Raw genomic sequence first — 15,851 nt, 5'->3', positions numbered from 1 at the left:
GGTCCTCGGCCTGAATTTCTGCTCGGCTCACAGTTTCTTTATGAATCCGTGCGTTAATGCTCAAGTCACGCTTTGTAACACGATGTAACACTGCCCTCACGCATGCGCGAGTTTCCGCGCACGTCAGGCAGGCCTTCCGTAACGCCCTGAATTCAAAATGAAAAGAACCGGCTCTCGCCGGTTCTCCACAGGCCCCGCGGGGCAGGATTTGATCGCGCTTTTCAGCTCAGTTCGCCTGACGACGCAGGAAAGCCGGGATTTCGAACTGGTCGGCGGCGCGGTGCTGGTGCTCGTCCTCGTAAGCCTGGACCTGCGGCTGCGGGCGGGCGTGACGGGCGGGCTGCTCGGCCGCGGCGGTGGCGGCGGGCGCGGCATGGCCCGCCATGCGGTGGATCAGGCTGCCGATGCCCAGACCGCGGCGCGCTTCCGGCTGCGGCGCGGGGGCCGGGGCCTGCTGCTGCGGCTGGTGCTGCGCGACCGGACGGCGCGCGGGCGCCTCGGGCTGCTTCTCGACCGCGGCGCGCAGGCGGGCCAGGGTCTCGGGGCTGGGCTGACCCGGGTTGCGGCCCGGACGCGGGGCGGTGAAGGCCGCCTCGGGCTGGTGCTGCTGCGGCTGATACTGCTGCGGTTGCGGCTGGTATTGCTGCGGCTGCGGGGCACGGACGGGCTCGGCCATGGCCGGACGGCGGACCTGCGGCTGCGGGGCGACCGGGGCCTCGTTGCGCAGCACGTCCTCCAGGAAGAAGTCCTCCTGCACCGGCTCGGCCGCGGGGGCCTCGTGATAGGCGGCATGGGTCGGGGCCTCGTAGCGGGGCTCCGGGTGACGCTCCATGTGACGCTCGACCTGACGTTCGGCGTGACGCTCCACCGCGCGCGACTCGAACATCGGCGGGTTGTAGGCGGCATCCTCGTAGGCGGGCTCTTCATAGGCCGGGGCCTCGAAGCGCGGCTCTTCGGCGACCGGGGCCGGCGCGGGCTCTTCGACCACGACCGGGGTCTCGGTGACCAGCGGCTCGGCCATGCGGCGGCGCGGCACCTCGGCGGTGACCGGCTGGGCCTCGATGCCGGTGGCGACGACCGAGACGCGGATCGCGCCTTCCATCTCCGGGTCCAGCGTCGAGCCGACGATGATATTCGCCTCAGGATCGACCTTGTTGCGGATCAGATTGGCCGCTTCGTCCAGTTCGAACAGCGTGAGGTCATTGCCGCCGGTGATGTTGATCAGCACGCCCTTGGCGCCGTTGAGGCTGATCTCGTCCAGAAGCGGGTTGGCGATCGCCTTCTCGGCCGCCTGACGGGCGCGGTCCTCGCCGGTCGCCTCGCCGGTGCCCATCATGGCCTTGCCCATCTCGTCCATCACCGCGCGGACGTCGGCGAAGTCGAGGTTGATCATGCCCGGACGGACCATCAGGTCGGTCACGCCCTTGACGCCCTGATAGAGCACGTCATCGGCCAGCGCGAAGGCCTCGGTGAAGGTGGTGCGCTCGTTGGCCAGACGGAACAGGTTCTGGTTGGGGATGATGATGAGGGTGTCGACGACCTTCTGCAGCTCCTCGACGCCGGACTCGGCCTGACGCATCCGCTTGCCGCCTTCGAAGGCGAAGGGCTTGGTCACCACGCCGACGGTCAGGATCCCCATCTCACGCGCCGCCTGGGCGATGATCGGGGCCGCACCGGTGCCGGTGCCGCCGCCCATGCCGGCGGTGATGAAGCACATATGCGCGCCGGACAGATGATCCATGATCTCTTCCAGCGTCTCGGCCGCGGCATTGGCGCCGACCTCGGGACGGGCGCCCGCCCCCAGACCTTCGGTCGCCTGCACGCCCAGCTGGATGCGGGTCGGGGCCTTGGACTGCTGCAGCGCCTGCGCATCGGTGTTCGCGACGACGAAATCGACCCCTTCAAGGTTCTGGTCGATCATGTTGTTGACGGCATTGCCGCCCGCGCCGCCCACACCGAAAACGGTGATGCGCGGAGTCAAGTCCTTGGTCTCGGTTGCGAGAAAAGTCAGAGTCATGCCTGTCCGCCTTATTGGGAGCCGGGTATTCCCGGTCTCAGTTGCTCGTTCGTGATCTGGTCATTTCGGTGATTTGCCAGATTTGAAACGATCTTAGCGCGACCCTGAATCGGCGTCATCAAAAAAACGAACCAAAACAGCGCAATGGCTTAGATTCCCGCGGAAATTTGCCTCCCGGGGGTTCAGGCGAGAAACCCCTGAACAGCGTTTTTTCACGCCGCATCAGGGGTTTTCAGGGTGTTGTTGAGACGAGGGGGCCGTCAAATGTCAGACATCAGACGGGTGGTAGCGCTCACCAATTGTCGCGGAACCACTTCATGGCGCGCTTGAGCGGCCGGGCGGCGAACATCTGGGCGGGAATGTCGAAATCCCACCATTCGTCCTGCGGATGGGCGGCGTATTGGCACAGGCCCACAATCGCCGAATAGCCCGGTGCCGTCGCCGCCTGCGGCAGACCCGGCACGCGGATCGGACGGCCCAGCCGCACCTGCGTTCCAAGGACCCGCGCCGCCATCTCCAGCAGCCCCGGCACCTGGCTGCCGCCGCCGGTCAGCACCACCTGCTGGCTGGGCAGATGGTCGAAGCCGGCGATATCCAGCCGCGCGCGCAGCTCTTCCAGGATCTCGCCCATCCGGGGCCGCATGATGCCGATGAGTTCGGTGCGGGTGATGGTCCGCCGGTCCTTGTCCCAATCGCCCGAATTGCCGCCGATCTCGATTCGCTGCCGGTCGTCCTGCCCGGTGGCGAAGAGACCGCCATGCAGGGTCTTGATCCGCTCGGCCGTCGAATAGGGGATGGTCAGCACCTTGGCGATATCGCCGGTGATGTGGTCGCCGCCCAGCTTGACCGTATCGGCATAGATCATGTGGCCCTTGATGAAGATCGACAGCGAGGTCGTGCCGCCGCCCATGTCGATCGCCGCAGCCCCCAGCTCCTGCTCGTCCTCGACCAGCGCCGCCCGCCCCGAGACATAGGGCGCCGCCGCCAGCCCCGCGACCTCGACGTCGCAGCGCTTGAGGCAATGGACCAGGTTCTGCACCACATCGGTGCCGACGCTGAGCAGATGCATGTCGCAGCCAAGGTTGCGCCCCGCCTGCCCGCGCGGATCCGACAGGCCCGAGCGGTGGTCCAGCACGAAATTCACCGGCTGCGCGTGCAGCACCTCGCGGCCATGGCCGATATCGGGCGTGTCGCAGGCATCCAGCACCCGGGCGATATCGTTTTCGCTGACGCGATCGGCCTCGATCTCGACATTGCCCTCAAGCCCGTAACTGCGGATATCGCCGCCCGAGAAGGTCAGGATCGCGTGGTCGACCCGGGTCTGCGCCATCTTCTGCGCGTTCTGCAACGCCGTGCGCACCGCCCGCTCGGTCTCGCGCATGGCCGCGATCTCACCAAAGCGGATGCCGCGCGAACAGGTGGTGCCAGCGCCGATCACCCGGAAGGCCGCCTGCCCCGCCATGTTGCCGACGCCGAACCCCTCCTGCGGGCCGTCCGAGGCGCCGAATTTCAGGATCAGGCAGGCGACTTTATGGGTGCCGATGTCCATCACCGCGATCACCCCCCGCTGCATCGCCTGACGGCGAAGGTTGCGCATCGCGCGCTGCGATTCGTAGAGGTCGGTCATCGGCGGGGGGCTCCTCTGGTTTCGGTTCGGTTGCGGGTCAGTTCGGTCATCGCCTCGGCGGTCAGGCGCAGGGTCGGGCGCACCGGCTGGCGCATGTCGACAATGGTCACGTCGCGTGACAGCAATTGCTGCGCGCCCTCGGACATGGCGACGACGCGCTCCAGCGCCTCGAGCGCGCCGGTCTCGGGCAGAAGGATCCGCTGGTTGCGGTCCAGAACCACGTCCCAGCGGCGTTCGCCCACGCGCACCAGGCCGCGGATCCGCCCCTGGATCGGCGCGGCGGCGGTCCAGAGCGCCTGCGCCTCGGCGATCGCCTCGGGCGCACCGGCCCCGGCGATCAGCGGCAGATCGGCGCGCGCGGCGCGGGTGGCCAGACGGGCGACGCGATGGCCCTCGTCATCGACCAGATCCAGCACTTCGCCATTGCGCCAGATCATCGCCGGGACGCGCTCGGCGATGCGCACCTCCAGCACCCCGCCCGAGCGGATCTGCAGCCAGGCGCGCTCGACCGCGTCGAGCGATTCAGCCCGGGCGCGCAAGTCGGTCAGGTCCAGATCCCACGACGACAGCGGGAAGCTGAGCCCCAGAAGCTGTTCGACCCCTAGCGCCACCTCGGGCGAGCGGGCCTCGACCTCGATGCCGGTGACGCGGAACATCGGCTGGTTCTGCACCCATTCGACGGTCTGGGCGATCTGGCCGGTGACCATCTCGCGGTTCTCGGGCTTGGACGCCCAGGCCCCGGCAAAGGCCGCGACCACCAGCAGGGGCAGGCCCAGCCGCAGGAAATTGCGCACCAGCGGCGTCAGCCACAGCCGGTTCAGGCGATAGGCCAGACGGCTGGGCGACGGATCAAACGCAGGCGACGGCGCCGGACCCGCGGGCACCGGGTCGGCCCATCCGGCCTGCGCCGCCCCCAAAGCCGCTGCCGTCGCGCCCGGCATCGGCGCATGCAGCGCCTGCGCCGGCGCCGCGCTGTAACCCGGGTTCGCCTGAAAGCCGAAAGTGCCGCGGATCGGCTTTTCGGGCAGGGTCAGCGCGTCGTATTCCTCGAAGGCCGCGGGCTCGGGCGGCTCGACCGTGCGCAGCGCGCGGGGCGCGCGCTCGCCGCCGTCGGGCGCGGGAGGCCAGAAGGGCGCGGGCGGATCGCTGGGCCATTGCCCGCTGGCCGGCAAGCCGCCCGAGCGCACCGGACGCCCGGCGCGCACGGCGGGTGCCGTCACCTCCTGCGGGTCGGGCCAGAGCCAGGCCCCGCCCTGCGGCTGGGTACGGGCCGAATTCATCGGATCGCGGCTCTTCAGCGCTGACACGAGGCATCCTCCACCAACCAGCGGCAAAGTTCCGGGAACGGGATCCCGCAATGCGCCGCCTGTTCGGGGCTGAGCGAGGTGGGCGTCATGCCGGGCTGGGTATTGGTCTCCAGCAGCACCAGCCCGGCAAGGCCCCGGGCCTCGTCCCAGCGAAAATCGGTGCGGCTGATGCCCCGGCAGCCCAGGACCTGATGGGCCCTCAGCGCATAGTCCATGCAGGCGTCGAAGATCTCGGCCGGGATCTCGGCCGGGACCACGTGGCGCGAGCCGCCGGTCTTGTATTTGGCGTCGTAATCGTACCAGCCTTCGGTGATGATATCGGTGACGGTCAGCGCCCGGTCGCCCATCACCGTGCAGGTCATCTCGCGCCCCGGCACATAGGCCTCGACCATCACCACCTCGGGCATCCGGTCATCCAGTTGCGGCGGGCCGTTGTTCTCCTCGGCCACCAGCCAGACGCCGACGGACGAGCCCTCGTTATAGGGCTTCACCACATAGGGGGCTGGCATGACATGGCGCGCCCGGACCTCGTCCCGCGTCGCCAGGACCGAGGGCACGATGGGCAGACCGGCCGCCGCATAGGCCTTCTTGGTGCGTTCCTTGTCCATGGCCAGAGCCGAGGCCAGGACGCCCGAATGTGTATAGGGAATGCGCAGCCATTCCAGCAGACCCTGGACGCAGCCGTCCTCGCCCCAGCGCCCGTGCAAGGCGTTGAAGGCCACGTCCGGCGCCAGCGCCAGCATACGCTCGGCCAGATCGCGGCCGGCATCGACCTCGACAGTATGGAATCCCGCCTCCCGCAGCGCGGCCGCGCACATGCGCCCCGTCGACAGCGACACCTCGCGTTCAGCCGAGGGTCCGCCCATCAAAACCGCTACTGTGGGGGCTGCCCTGCTCGACATGCCCACCAACTCTGCCTCTCGTGGGGCTTTGCGCCCCTTCTTGTGCGGCGGCGCCGTTACGCCGCCCGTCCGGTTCTTTTACACTCGGGTCTGATGCCCGACTAACCGTTACCGCCCGCCGGTTCGCCGACGCGCATGATCTCCCATTCTAGCGTAATCCCGCTGTTTTCCAACACCCTTTTTCGGACTTCCTCGCCCAGCCCTTCCAGGTCGGCGGCCGTGGCTCCGCCGGTGTTGATCATGAAATTGGCGTGCAGGGGCGACATCTGCGCCCCGCCGCGCGTGGCGCCACGCATCCCCGCGCCGTCGATCAGGGACCAGGCCTTGAGGTCGTGGACATCGTCGGCCCTACCGGTAGAGGAAAACCCGGCCGGATTGCGGAAGGTGGAACCGGCGGTCCGGTCCTTCACCGGCTGCGTCGCGTCGCGCTTGGCCAGTTGCTCGTCCATCCGCGCCTGAAGGGCCGCCGGGTCACCCTCGGGCGCCTCGAATACCGCGCTTGTGATGACCGAGCCCTCGGGCAGCGCGCTCTGGCGATAGGCGAGGCCCAGCTCGGCCGCCGGGATCTCGCGGATTTCGCCCGCCCGGGTGACGACGCGCACGCCGACCAGCCGGTCGGCGACGTATTGCCCGTAGCAGCCCGCGTTCATCCGCACCGCCCCGCCGATCGAGCCGGGGATGGTGCGCAGGAAGGTCAGGTCGCGCCCGGCCTCGGCCGCCTTGCGCGCGACATGCGCGTCCAGCGCCGCGGCCCCGGCGGTCACCCGCGCCCCCTCGACGCTGATCCCGTTGAAACCCCGCCCCAGCCGGATCACCACGGCCCTGAGCCCCCCGTCCCGGACGATCAGGTTCGAGCCCACGCCCATGGGAAACACCGCCACCCCGTCCGGCAACGCCGCCAGAAAGGCCGCGAGATCCTCCTCGTCGGCGGGCTGGAACAGCCAGTCGGCCGGGCCGCCCACGCGCAGCCAGGTCAGATCGGCGAGGGCGCGGTCCCGGGTCAGGGCGCCGCGCGGGGTGTAGGAAAGGTCTGCAAGGCTCTGGGTCATGGCCAAGGGATAGCCGCGCCGCCCGTCCCTCGCAAGCACCACAATAGGCGGGAACCCGCCGGGGTCTGGCGGCGTTGACCTCTCAACATCTTGATCCCAACAGGACCCGTCATGCGCCAGCTGCCCCCTGCCCTGACCGCCGCCCTGCGCCCCGCGCTGCCCACGCTGGCGGCCGGTGCCCTCGCCGGTCTCTATGTCATCCTCATGCTCGCCGCGGGCAACCGAGACACCCAGCTCTTCGGCTATGCCCTCGCGCTTGGCCTTGCGGTGCTGGTGCCGTTCGAGGCGACCGCCTTCTGGCTGCGCCGCGGTGCGCCGCTGCCTGCCCTGCCGCTGCCCGCCCTCGCGACGCTGGCGCAACCTGTCCTCCGCCTTGCCCGGCAGGCCCGCGGGCGCGACAGGGGTCAGCCGGAAGCCGCCCGCGTGGTTCCGGCCGAGTAACCGGCCCGGAACCCCGACCCGGCCCCGGGCGTTGGTTCACAGCTGTCCCTCATCGAAGGAGAACACCATGATGATCCCCGCCGCCCCCCTGCGCTCGACCATGGCGACGCTGGCCGTGGCCTGCATCGCCGGTGCCCTCGTCATCGCGGGCCTCGCCTTTGGCTGGTACGACTGGCGTCTCTTTGCGCTGGCCGGGGTTGCCGGTCTGGTGATCGGTGTGCCGCTGGGCATCGCCATCGCCCGCAGGATGCGCGCCCAGCCGCCGCTGCCCCGGCCCGAAGGCGCTGCCTATGACCCCGAGGCCGCGCAGCGCGCCGTCGATCCCTCACGGCCGGTGGCCTATCCGCCCGCGCTCGACCAGCAACCGGCCAGCGCCTGAACCCTCACCCGCGCGGCGCCTCCGCCCCGCGCGGGGATCCCTGACGCCGGCGCCGCCTGAGGCTCACGCCCAGCCACCCGGCCAGCGCCCCGCCCAGGGCGGCGGGCGCCAGCAGCAACAGGCCGCCGACCATATAGGCCAGCCCGTCCCAGCCGCGCGTGCCCTGCCCCAGCAGGACCAGCACCGCGGCACCGCCTGCCAGCAGCCCGACCCAGACCACGGCCGCGATCCCGCCGGCATAGCGCCCGAGGAAATACCCCGGCACCGCCCCGACGATGAAGGCCGCCAGACCCACAATGAGAACTTCCGATTCCATGCCGGGATTTGGCCCCCCTGCCTGCCGCCCGTCAACCCGGCCGGTGCTTCAACCCGCCGTCGACAGATGCCCCGGCAGCGCCTGAGCCCAGGCGCTGATCGTGCCCGCGCCGAGGCAAACCACCATGTCGCCCGGCTTCGCCTCGGCCCGGACCAGCGCCTCCAGATCCGCCTCCTGCGTCAGCGCATGGGCCGAGGGATGCCCCCGCCCCCGGATCGCCGCCACCAGATGGTCGCGGTCGACGCCCGGGATCGGCTCTTCGCCCGCTGAATAGACCTCGGCAATGGCCACGACATCGGCGCCGTCGAAACAGGCGGCGAAATCCGCAAACAACGACGAAAGCCGGGTGAACCGATGCGGCTGATGCACGGCGATCACCCGGCCGGAACCGCCCAGCGATTGCCGCGCCGCCTTGATGACGGCGGCAATCTCGACCGGGTGATGGCCGTAATCGTCGATCACCGTGACGCCGTTCACTTCACCCACCCGGGTGAAACGCCGCCCGACCCCGGCGAAGCCCGCCAGCGCCGCGCGGATCCGGTCGTCCGACATGCCCAGATGCAGACCGACTGCCACCGAGGACAGCGCGTTCGAGACATTGTGGTCCCCCGGCATCGGCAGGGTCACGCCCGCGATCACCCGGCCCTCGCGCTGCAGCCCGATGTCGAAATGCGCCACGCCCTTCTCGAACCGCAGGTTCAGCGCGCGCAGATCGGCGCCCTCGTTGAAGCCGAAGGTCACGATCTGCCGGTTCTCGATCCGCCCGGCCAGCGCCGCGACCTCGGGATGATCGGTGCAGAGCACCGCGAGCCCATAGAACGGGATCCCCTGCACGAAGCGGCGGAAGCCGTCGCGCAACGTGTCGAAATCCTTCCAATGGTCCATGTGTTCGGGGTCGATGTTGGTCACCACCGCCACATGCGTCGGCATGATGTTGAACGAGCCGTCGCTTTCGTCGGCCTCGACCACCATCCACTCGCCCGCGCCCGCCTTGGCGTTCGAGCCATAGGCATGGATGATGCCGCCATTGACCACGCCCGGATCGAAGCCGCCCGCCTCCAGCATCGCCGCCATCATCGTCGTGGTGGTGGTCTTGCCATGGGTCCCGGCGATCGACACCGTGCGGCGCAGGCGCATCAGCTCGGCCAGCATCTCGGCCCGGCGCACCACCGGCAGGCCGAGGCGCTTCGCCTCGGCATATTCGGGGTTCGAAGGCTTGATCGCGGTCGAGGCCACGACGACCGAGGCCCCCGTCACATGCGCCGCCTCATGGCCGACATGGATCACCGCGCCGAGCCGGGCCAGCCGCTCGGTGATGGCCGAGCCCTTGGCGTCCGAGCCCTGCACGGCGAACCCCTCGCCCAGCAGGATTTCGGCAATGCCGGACATGCCGATCCCGCCGATACCGATGAAATGGACGGGGCCCAGGCCCCGGGGAAGCAGCGTGCGATTCATGGAGATCGTCTCAGGAAGGGGGACCGGCCAGATGCTCGGCGAGATCCGCCAGACGCCCGGCCGCATCGGGAATACCCAGCGCCGTTGCCGCCCGCGCCATGCGGCTGGCAGCCTGCGGCTGGGTCAGGATGGAATGGATCGCCGCCGCCAGCGCCTCGGGCGTGAAGGCAGGCTCGCGGATCAGGACGGCGGCTTCGGCCTCGACCAGGCCCCGGGCATTCGCCTCCTGCTCGCCGCGGATCGCCGCCGCATAGGGCACCAGCACCGAGGGCCGCCCGATCACCGTCAGATCCGCCACCGTCGAGGCGCCGGAGCGCGCGATGACCAGCTGCGCCTCGGAGAACCGGCGCGGGATGTCGTCGAAGAAACTCTCGACCTCGGCCGGGATGCCCGCGGCGTCATAGGCCGCGACCACCCGCTCCAGATCCTCGGGGCGGGCCTGCTGCGCCACCCGCAGATGCTGGCGCAGGCCCTCGGGCAGCAGCGCCAGCGCCGCCGGCACCACGTCGGACAGCACCCGCGCGCCCTGAGAGCCGCCGATCACCACCACCGACATCGGGTAATCCCCGGGCTCGATATAGGGCGAGGCCGCCCGCTCGCGCACCGTGGCGCGCACCGGATTGCCGGTATGCACGCCCTCGACACCCTGCGGCAGGGCGGTGGGCCAGGTGCCGCAGGCGACGACCGAAACGCGCTTGGCGAAGACCTCGTTCACCCGGCCCAGAACGCCGTTCTGTTCATGGATCAGCCGCGGCAGGCGCAGCAGCCAGGCCGCGGTCAGGGCCGGGATCGAGGGATAGCCGCCGAACCCCGCCACCACCGAGGGCCGGTCGATCAGCTGCGACAGCACCGCCCGCGCCACGCCGCCCACGATCCGGAAGGGCACCAGCAGCTTGGCCAGCACACCGCCCCGGGCGAAGGTGGCCGAGCCCACGACCCGGCGCTCGACCTCGGCCGGGAAGCCCCCGGCATAGCGCGCGCCCCGGGCGTCGGTGGACAGGACCACCCGCCAGCCGCGCGCCAGCAATTCCTCGGCCAGCGCCTGGGCGGGAAACATGTGCCCGCCCGTCCCGCCGGCCGCGATCACTGCCAGCGGGCGCTTCGATCCCGAAACCTGGGCCATCAGCGTCCTCGCGTCTGCAACAAGTCCCCGATCTCACCCTGCGGGCGGGTGCGCGTCAAGGCCAGCAGCATGCCCACCATCACCCCCATCGCCAGCAGGGACGAACCGCCCTGGCTGATGAAGGGCAGCGTCATGCCCTTGGCGGGCAACAGCCGCACGGCCACGCCCATGTTGATCATCGCCTGGGCCGAGACCATGGCGACCAGCCCCGTCCCCGCCAGCCGGATGAAGGGATCGCGCTCGCGCGTCAGCCGGGTGAGCGCCCGCAGGCAGATCACCGCGTAAAGGGTGATGATGAAGGCCACCAGCAGGAAGCCGTATTCCTCGGCCGCCACGGCGATGACGAAATCGGTATGGGCATCAGGCAGTTGCCATTTCACCTGCCCCTCGCCCACGCCCATGCCCCACAGCCCGCCCTCCTGGATGGCCGAGGTGGCGTAGCCCAGCTGCGAGCGGGCATCGAGTTCCGACGACAGGAAGGCGTCGATCCGCCGGGCAAAGTGCTCCGAGGTGTTGTAGGCCACGAAACCGCCCGTCACCGCCGCCCCGGCCAGCGCCAGGATCACCACCATCGAGGCGCCCGAGACGAAATACATCGCCCCCCAGCCGAAGAGCACCAGCACCGATTGGCCGAAATCCGGCTGGATCACCAGCAGGCCCACTGTCGACAACGTGATGCCCAAGGACAGAAGCCGCCCGGGCGGACCGTTCAGATCCTGCCCCGCCGCCAGGAGCCAGGCCGCGGTCACCGCAAGGCAGGGCTTGACGAATTCCGACGGCTGGATCGAGGTGAATCCCAGGCTCAGCCAGCGCGTCGCGCCCTTGCCGAAATCGGAGCCGATGAAGGGCAGCGCCATCAGCGTCAGGATCCCCACGCCGAACCCCAGCACCGCCCAGCGGCGTACCGTCTCGGGGCTGCGCATCGAGATGAAGAGCATGATCGCCACGCTCATCGCCGCAAAGATCGCGTGCCGCTCGAAATAATGGAACGGGGCCTGATGGTTGCGCGCCGCCAGCGGCGGCGACGAGGCCAGCGCCAGCAGAAGGCCCACACCGACCAGCAACAAAACGCTGGAGATCGTCCAGCGGTCCACCGTGCGCCACCAGCGCGACAGCACAGGCTCGCCCACATGGGCGGGCATGCTGCCATGCACCATTTCCGTCATCTTGCCGCTCGCTCTGCCTGCGTGCCCGGTATGGTCCGGGTCATTGACCGACAGGATAGCGAATCACCCGGACTCTGGCCAGAGGCTTAACGCCGCCGCCACCACAGATCGGCTGAATAAAGCGCGAGCGCCGCCCAGATCATGGCGAAGGCGATCAGTTTCTCCCGCCCGAAGGGCTCGTGGAAGATGAAGACCGCGGTGAGGAAGATGCAGCTCGGCGCGATATATTGCATCAGGGCGATGGTGGTCAGCTTCAGCTTCTTGGCGCCATTGGCATAAAGCATCAGCGGCACCGCCGTGATGACCCCGCAGCCCAGCATCAGCAGCGTGTCCCAGGCCCCGGTATTGCCCAAGGCCAGCGCACCGCGCGCGGCCAGCCACAGCAGGCAACCCGCCGCCACCGGGAACAGGATCAGCACCTCCAGCGTGAAGCCCTGGTTCGGGCCGATCGGCAGCGCGCGCTTGGCCAGCGCGTAAAGCCCCCAGCTCACCGTCAGGGACAGCGACAACAGCGGCAGCCGCCCCGCCTCCCAGGTCAGCACCGCCACGGCCGCACCCGCCAGCGCCACCGCCGCCCATTGCAGCGGCGTCAGCCGCTCGCGCAGGACGATGGCGCCCAGAAGGATCGAGAACAGCGGGTTGATGTAATAGCCGAGCGCCGCGCTGATCGTCTGGCCCGACTGGATGGTATAGACATAGACCCCCCAGTTGACCGAGATCAGCGCCGCCGTCAGCGCCCCCATCGCCAGAAGGCGCGGCGTGAGCAGCGCCCGCCGCAGATCGGCCGTGCGCCCCAGCCAGACCAGCACCGCCAGCGCCACCGGCACCGACCAGACCACGCGATGCGCCAGCACCTCGGCCATGCCGATATGGCGCAGCTGATGCAGATAGAGCGGCATCGCGCCCCAGATCCCGTAGGCCGCCAGCGCCAGCAGGAAGCCCTGCAGGCTGTCCCCGTCCGACGCGACGGAATCGTCGGCCCGCCCCTTGTCCATCTTCGTTCCTTAAATATCCCGGGGGGAGCGCGGCACGCGCGGGGGGCAGCGCCCCCCTCCCCGGCCGCCTCATGCGCCCCACTTACGCGCCAAGCAGGTCCTGCACAAGTGCAGCAAAATGCTCGCCGCGCTTCTCGAAATTCGGGTATTGGTCGAAGGACGCGGCCGCGGGCGCCAGCAGCACCACCTCGCCCGGTTCGGCCTCGTCGGCGGCGCGGGCCACGGCGCGCTCCATCGTCTCGCAGATCTCATGCGGGGTCGTGCCCAGTTGCAGGGCGAAATCGCGCGCCGAATGGCCGATCATATAGGCCTTGCTGACCGAGCCGAGGAACGGCACCAGCCCGGCGATGCCCCCCTCCTTGCCCAACCCGCCGGCGATCCAGCGGATTTTCGGAAAAGCCTGCAGGGCCTTGGCCGCCGAATCGACGTTCGTGGCCTTGGAATCGTTGACGAATCGCACGCCGTTGCGCTCGCCGATCAGCTGGCTGCGATGCGGCAGGCCCTGGAAGCTGGCCAGACCCGCCTCGATCTGCCGTGGCGCCAGCCCCAGGGCGCGCACCGCCGCATAGGCGGCGCAGGCGTTCTGGTGGTTATGGGCGCCCGGCAGACCAGTGATCGGCCGCAGGTCGATCGAGGCCACCTGCCGCCCGCCCCGCCATTCCGCCAGAAAGCCCTTGCGGGCAAAGACCGACCAGCCCGGCCCTTGAAGCTTCTGGCCCGAGGACACGCGGACCACCCGCAGATCCTCGGCCCCTTCGGCCAGTTGCATCGCCAGATAGCGCCCCTCGGCCTCGTCCACCCCGATCACCGCCCGCGCCGGCGCGCCTTCGGTGAAGAGCCGCCGCTTGGCCGCGAAATAGCCGCCCATCCCGCCGTGGCGGTCCAGATGGTCGGGGCTGAGGTTGGTAAAGACCGCCACATCCGGCGCCAGACGGCGCGCGAGGTCGGTCTGGTAGCTGGAGAGTTCCAGCACCACCACGCCCGCCTCGCCCGGCAGGTCGATGGACAGAACCCCGGTGCCGATATTGCCCGCCATCCGCACGTCCCGGCCTGCCTCGGCCAGCAGATGCGCGATCAGCGCCGTGGTGGTGGATTTGCCGTTCGAGCCGGTGACGCAAACCACTTTCGGCGGCTCGTCCATCCCGGCAAGCGACTGGAAGAAAAGCGAAATGTCGTTGTCGACCGGCACGCCTGCCGTGAGGCACGCGGCGATCACCGGATGCGGCGCGGGATAGAGATGCGGGATCCCGGGCGAGGTAATCAGCGCCGCCAACCCCTCGACCGCGCCCTGTTTCGTCAGGTCCACCGGCACGAATCCCGCCGCCTCGGCCTTGGCGCGTCCCTCGGGGCTGTCGTCCCAGGCGCAGACCTCGGCGCCCCCGGCCTTCAGCGCCGCGCAAGTCGCCAGACCCGAGCGCCCGAGCCCCAGCACGCCCACCCGCCGACCTTCGTATGCTGTGACTGCGATCATCGAACGCTCCCTGATTGGCCCGCAAGCTACGACGCGGCGCGGGCAGAGGAAAGGGCCGCTTGACTCAGTCCCGCCTGCGCCACACCCTTGCCGAACAGCGGCGAGTGAGACCATGCCAGAGCACGACGCGACTTGGGCCTACGCGGAGGCACGCGACGAGATCAGGCGGGTCCGGGAGTCTGGCGCGACCGATCTGGTCCTGTCCGGTTTCGGTTTCGACCCGCTGGAACAGATCCCGCCCGAAGCAGCGCAACTGACCGGCTTGCGGCGTTTCAACTGTGCTCAGACCCGCGTCCGCGATCTGGCGCCGATCGCCGGTTTGACCGGGTTGGTCGAGCTCCAGATCAGCGAAACGCAGGTTCAGGATCTGTCGCCGCTTGAAGGCCTCGATGCCCTCAGGATCCTTTCGGCCGATGACCTCCCGGTGCGCGATCTCTCGCCCCTCGCCGGGCTGCGAGACCTTGAAATCCTGCATCTCGCCGGGACACTGGCGGATGACTTGCGCCCTCTGGCGACTATGCGCGGCCTGATCTCGCTCGGCCTCTGGCGATCGAGGGTCGTCGATCTGGCCCCCCTGGCCCCGCTGACAGGCCTCAAGCACCTCCGACTGGGCAACACGCAGGTCACCGATCCGAGCCAACTGGCGCCGTTGTCGGGCCTTCAATCCCTCACCCTTGAGGAGACGCCGATCACCGACCTTGCACCGCTGGCGGCGATCCGCGGGCTGCGCTCCCTGTCGCTAGGAAAGTGCCGGATCAGCGAGCTGGGCCCTCTGGCGGCGCTGTCCAGGCTCGAAACCCTTTCCCTCAATGACACGCCCGTGTCCGATCTGTGGCCGCTCGCCCGGTTGCCCGCGCTGGCAGGGTTGTCGATCCACCGCACGCAGGTTCACGACCTCCGGCCGCTTCGCGATCTGCCGTTGAACGGCTGGGCGTCGGATGTGCTCGGCCTGCCCGGCCTGCATTTTCGCGACATCCCCGCCTGTCGCAACGACCCCGAGTTGGAGCGGCTGTCGCGGATAGCTGACTGGAGGCAGGCGACGCGCGAAACGCTGGCGTATCTGCGTACGCTGCCGCCCTGATCCGGCCTGGTTCTGGCCCCGTGCCTCGGCCGTCAGAACGACAAAAGCCCCTGCTTGCACAGGGGCTTTTGCAAATGGCGCGGTTGACGGGGCTCGAACCCGCGACCCCCGGCGTGACAGGCCGGTACTCTAACCAACTGAGCTACAACCGCGCGTAGGGGGTCATCTAGGGGGTGCGGCGGGGGGCGTCAAGCGGGAAAACGCACCGCCCCTCACCGATTGTGACAGCCCGGCTCAGCGGCGGAACGCGGCCTCGACATCGGCCTCGGTCAGGCCCATGTCGGCCAGCCGCTCGGCTCCCATCCCGCGCAGCGCCACTTTCTGGCGGTAGGCGGCGTCGGCGGCGGCGATCCGGTCCAGCAGGCGCAGCACGAAGGGGCGCCCCGGGGCGGCAAGGAACGGGCGGGTCTGGGTCAGGCTCTGCATGGCAGGCTCCGTCTTCTTCTGTGTCTCGATGGCCCTTTCTCGCATCCCCCCGCAATCCTTGCGCAAAAGCAGGGCCGATTGCCTCTGTAAGCTGCG

General features: G+C 69.4%; 15 protein-coding genes and 1 tRNA gene. 3 read left to right on the top strand and 13 right to left on the bottom strand.

Going from position 1 to position 15,851, the window contains the following annotated elements:
• Nucleotides 1-226: 226 nt before the first annotated feature.
• From ftsZ to murB, 5 genes are all read right to left on the bottom strand, one after another.
• Nucleotides 227-2,017, bottom strand: coding sequence for a cell division protein FtsZ (gene ftsZ / locus DDE23_RS05520; RefSeq protein WP_107750599.1), 1,791 nt, complete (start codon nucleotides 2,015-2,017; stop codon nucleotides 227-229).
• Between the two features lie 292 nt (nucleotides 2,018-2,309).
• Nucleotides 2,310-3,644, bottom strand: coding sequence for a cell division protein FtsA (ftsA, locus tag DDE23_RS05515; protein ID WP_107750600.1), 1,335 nt, complete (start codon nucleotides 3,642-3,644; stop codon nucleotides 2,310-2,312).
• Nucleotides 3,641-4,951 carry a cell division protein FtsQ/DivIB gene (locus DDE23_RS05510; RefSeq protein WP_238149909.1) on the bottom strand — a complete coding sequence of 437 codons (1,311 nt, stop codon included), beginning with the start codon at nucleotides 4,949-4,951 and terminating at the stop codon, nucleotides 3,641-3,643. Before DDE23_RS05510 ends, ftsA begins: the two co-directional genes overlap by 4 nt.
• Nucleotides 4,939-5,862: a D-alanine--D-alanine ligase gene (locus DDE23_RS05505; RefSeq protein WP_420330157.1), complete on the bottom strand. Its 924-nt coding sequence runs from the start codon at nucleotides 5,860-5,862 to the stop codon at nucleotides 4,939-4,941. The genes DDE23_RS05510 and DDE23_RS05505 overlap by 13 nt, the downstream gene beginning before the upstream one ends.
• Before the next feature lie 92 nt (nucleotides 5,863-5,954).
• Nucleotides 5,955-6,902, bottom strand: coding sequence for a UDP-N-acetylmuramate dehydrogenase (murB, locus tag DDE23_RS05500; RefSeq protein WP_107750602.1), 948 nt, complete (start codon nucleotides 6,900-6,902; stop codon nucleotides 5,955-5,957).
• Nucleotides 6,903-7,013: 111 nt separating this feature from the next.
• Here murB and DDE23_RS05495 point away from each other — a divergent pair, with 111 nt between their 5' ends.
• Nucleotides 7,014-7,343: a hypothetical protein gene (locus DDE23_RS05495; protein ID WP_107750603.1), complete on the top strand. Its 330-nt coding sequence runs from the start codon at nucleotides 7,014-7,016 to the stop codon at nucleotides 7,341-7,343.
• Nucleotides 7,344-7,410: 67 nt separating this feature from the next.
• Nucleotides 7,411-7,722, top strand: coding sequence for a hypothetical protein (locus DDE23_RS05490; protein ID WP_107750604.1), 312 nt, complete (start codon nucleotides 7,411-7,413; stop codon nucleotides 7,720-7,722).
• A gap of 4 nt (nucleotides 7,723-7,726) precedes the next feature.
• Here the strand turns inward: DDE23_RS05490 and DDE23_RS05485 are convergent, their stop codons facing one another.
• The 6 genes from DDE23_RS05485 to murD all read right to left on the bottom strand — a co-directional run bounded on the left by DDE23_RS05485 (nucleotide 7,727) and on the right by murD (nucleotide 14,248).
• A complete protein-coding gene (locus DDE23_RS05485) occupies nucleotides 7,727-8,038 on the bottom strand; it encodes a hypothetical protein (RefSeq protein ID WP_107750605.1) in 312 nt (103 codons plus the stop codon).
• A 48-nt stretch (nucleotides 8,039-8,086) separates the two neighbouring features.
• Nucleotides 8,087-9,493, bottom strand: a complete 1,407-nt coding sequence (gene murC, locus DDE23_RS05480; protein WP_107750853.1) for a UDP-N-acetylmuramate--L-alanine ligase — start codon at nucleotides 9,491-9,493, stop codon at nucleotides 8,087-8,089.
• 10 nt (nucleotides 9,494-9,503) lie between these two features.
• Nucleotides 9,504-10,616, bottom strand: coding sequence for a UDP-N-acetylglucosamine--N-acetylmuramyl-(pentapeptide) pyrophosphoryl-undecaprenol N-acetylglucosamine transferase (locus DDE23_RS05475; protein ID WP_107750606.1), 1,113 nt, complete (start codon nucleotides 10,614-10,616; stop codon nucleotides 9,504-9,506).
• Entirely contained in the window at nucleotides 10,616-11,782 is a 1,167-nt protein-coding gene (locus tag DDE23_RS05470; RefSeq protein ID WP_107750607.1) for an FtsW/RodA/SpoVE family cell cycle protein, read from the bottom strand. Before DDE23_RS05470 ends, DDE23_RS05475 begins: the two co-directional genes overlap by 1 nt.
• Nucleotides 11,783-11,868: 86 nt before the next feature.
• Complete coding sequence (gene rarD, locus DDE23_RS05465) at nucleotides 11,869-12,777, bottom strand: EamA family transporter RarD (RefSeq protein WP_107750608.1); 909 nt, start codon at nucleotides 12,775-12,777, stop codon at nucleotides 11,869-11,871.
• 82 nt (nucleotides 12,778-12,859) lie between these two features.
• Nucleotides 12,860-14,248: a UDP-N-acetylmuramoyl-L-alanine--D-glutamate ligase gene (gene murD / locus DDE23_RS05460; protein ID WP_107750609.1), complete on the bottom strand. Its 1,389-nt coding sequence runs from the start codon at nucleotides 14,246-14,248 to the stop codon at nucleotides 12,860-12,862.
• 112 nt (nucleotides 14,249-14,360) lie between these two features.
• On the opposite strand from murD, the gene DDE23_RS05455 reads away from it, so the two are divergent.
• Nucleotides 14,361-15,329, top strand: a complete 969-nt coding sequence (locus tag DDE23_RS05455; RefSeq protein ID WP_107750610.1) for a leucine-rich repeat domain-containing protein — start codon at nucleotides 14,361-14,363, stop codon at nucleotides 15,327-15,329.
• Between the two features lie 75 nt (nucleotides 15,330-15,404).
• Here the strand turns inward: DDE23_RS05455 and DDE23_RS05450 are convergent.
• A tRNA-Asp gene (locus tag DDE23_RS05450) sits at nucleotides 15,405-15,481 on the bottom strand.
• A gap of 82 nt (nucleotides 15,482-15,563) precedes the next feature.
• Nucleotides 15,564-15,755, bottom strand: coding sequence for a hypothetical protein (locus tag DDE23_RS05445; RefSeq protein WP_107750611.1), 192 nt, complete (start codon nucleotides 15,753-15,755; stop codon nucleotides 15,564-15,566).
• Nucleotides 15,756-15,851 lie beyond the last annotated feature (96 nt).

The sequence above is a fragment of the Pararhodobacter aggregans genome (assembly GCF_003075525.1).
GTDB classification, from domain to species: domain Bacteria; phylum Pseudomonadota; class Alphaproteobacteria; order Rhodobacterales; family Rhodobacteraceae; genus Pararhodobacter; species Pararhodobacter aggregans.
Note: the sequence above shows the minus strand (reverse complement) of the source record. Positions and strands in the feature narration are given on the sequence as shown.

Coding starts and splice junctions, on each gene's coding strand:
- ftsZ (WP_107750599.1), bottom strand. CDS start 2,017: ATGACTCTGACTTTTCTCGCAACCGAGACCAAGGACTTGACTCCGCGC.
- ftsA (WP_107750600.1), bottom strand. CDS start 3,644: ATGACCGACCTCTACGAATCGCAGCGCGCGATGCGCAACCTTCGCCGT.
- murB (WP_107750602.1), bottom strand. CDS start 6,902: ATGACCCAGAGCCTTGCAGACCTTTCCTACACCCCGCGCGGCGCCCTG.
- DDE23_RS05495 (WP_107750603.1), top strand. CDS start 7,014: ATGCGCCAGCTGCCCCCTGCCCTGACCGCCGCCCTGCGCCCCGCGCTG.
- DDE23_RS05490 (WP_107750604.1), top strand. CDS start 7,411: ATGATGATCCCCGCCGCCCCCCTGCGCTCGACCATGGCGACGCTGGCC.
- DDE23_RS05485 (WP_107750605.1), bottom strand. CDS start 8,038: ATGGAATCGGAAGTTCTCATTGTGGGTCTGGCGGCCTTCATCGTCGGG.
- murC (WP_107750853.1), bottom strand. CDS start 9,493: ATGAATCGCACGCTGCTTCCCCGGGGCCTGGGCCCCGTCCATTTCATC.
- DDE23_RS05475 (WP_107750606.1), bottom strand. CDS start 10,616: ATGGCCCAGGTTTCGGGATCGAAGCGCCCGCTGGCAGTGATCGCGGCC.
- DDE23_RS05470 (WP_107750607.1), bottom strand. CDS start 11,782: ATGACGGAAATGGTGCATGGCAGCATGCCCGCCCATGTGGGCGAGCCT.
- rarD (WP_107750608.1), bottom strand. CDS start 12,777: ATGGACAAGGGGCGGGCCGACGATTCCGTCGCGTCGGACGGGGACAGC.
- murD (WP_107750609.1), bottom strand. CDS start 14,248: ATGATCGCAGTCACAGCATACGAAGGTCGGCGGGTGGGCGTGCTGGGG.
- DDE23_RS05455 (WP_107750610.1), top strand. CDS start 14,361: ATGCCAGAGCACGACGCGACTTGGGCCTACGCGGAGGCACGCGACGAG.
- DDE23_RS05445 (WP_107750611.1), bottom strand. CDS start 15,755: ATGCAGAGCCTGACCCAGACCCGCCCGTTCCTTGCCGCCCCGGGGCGC.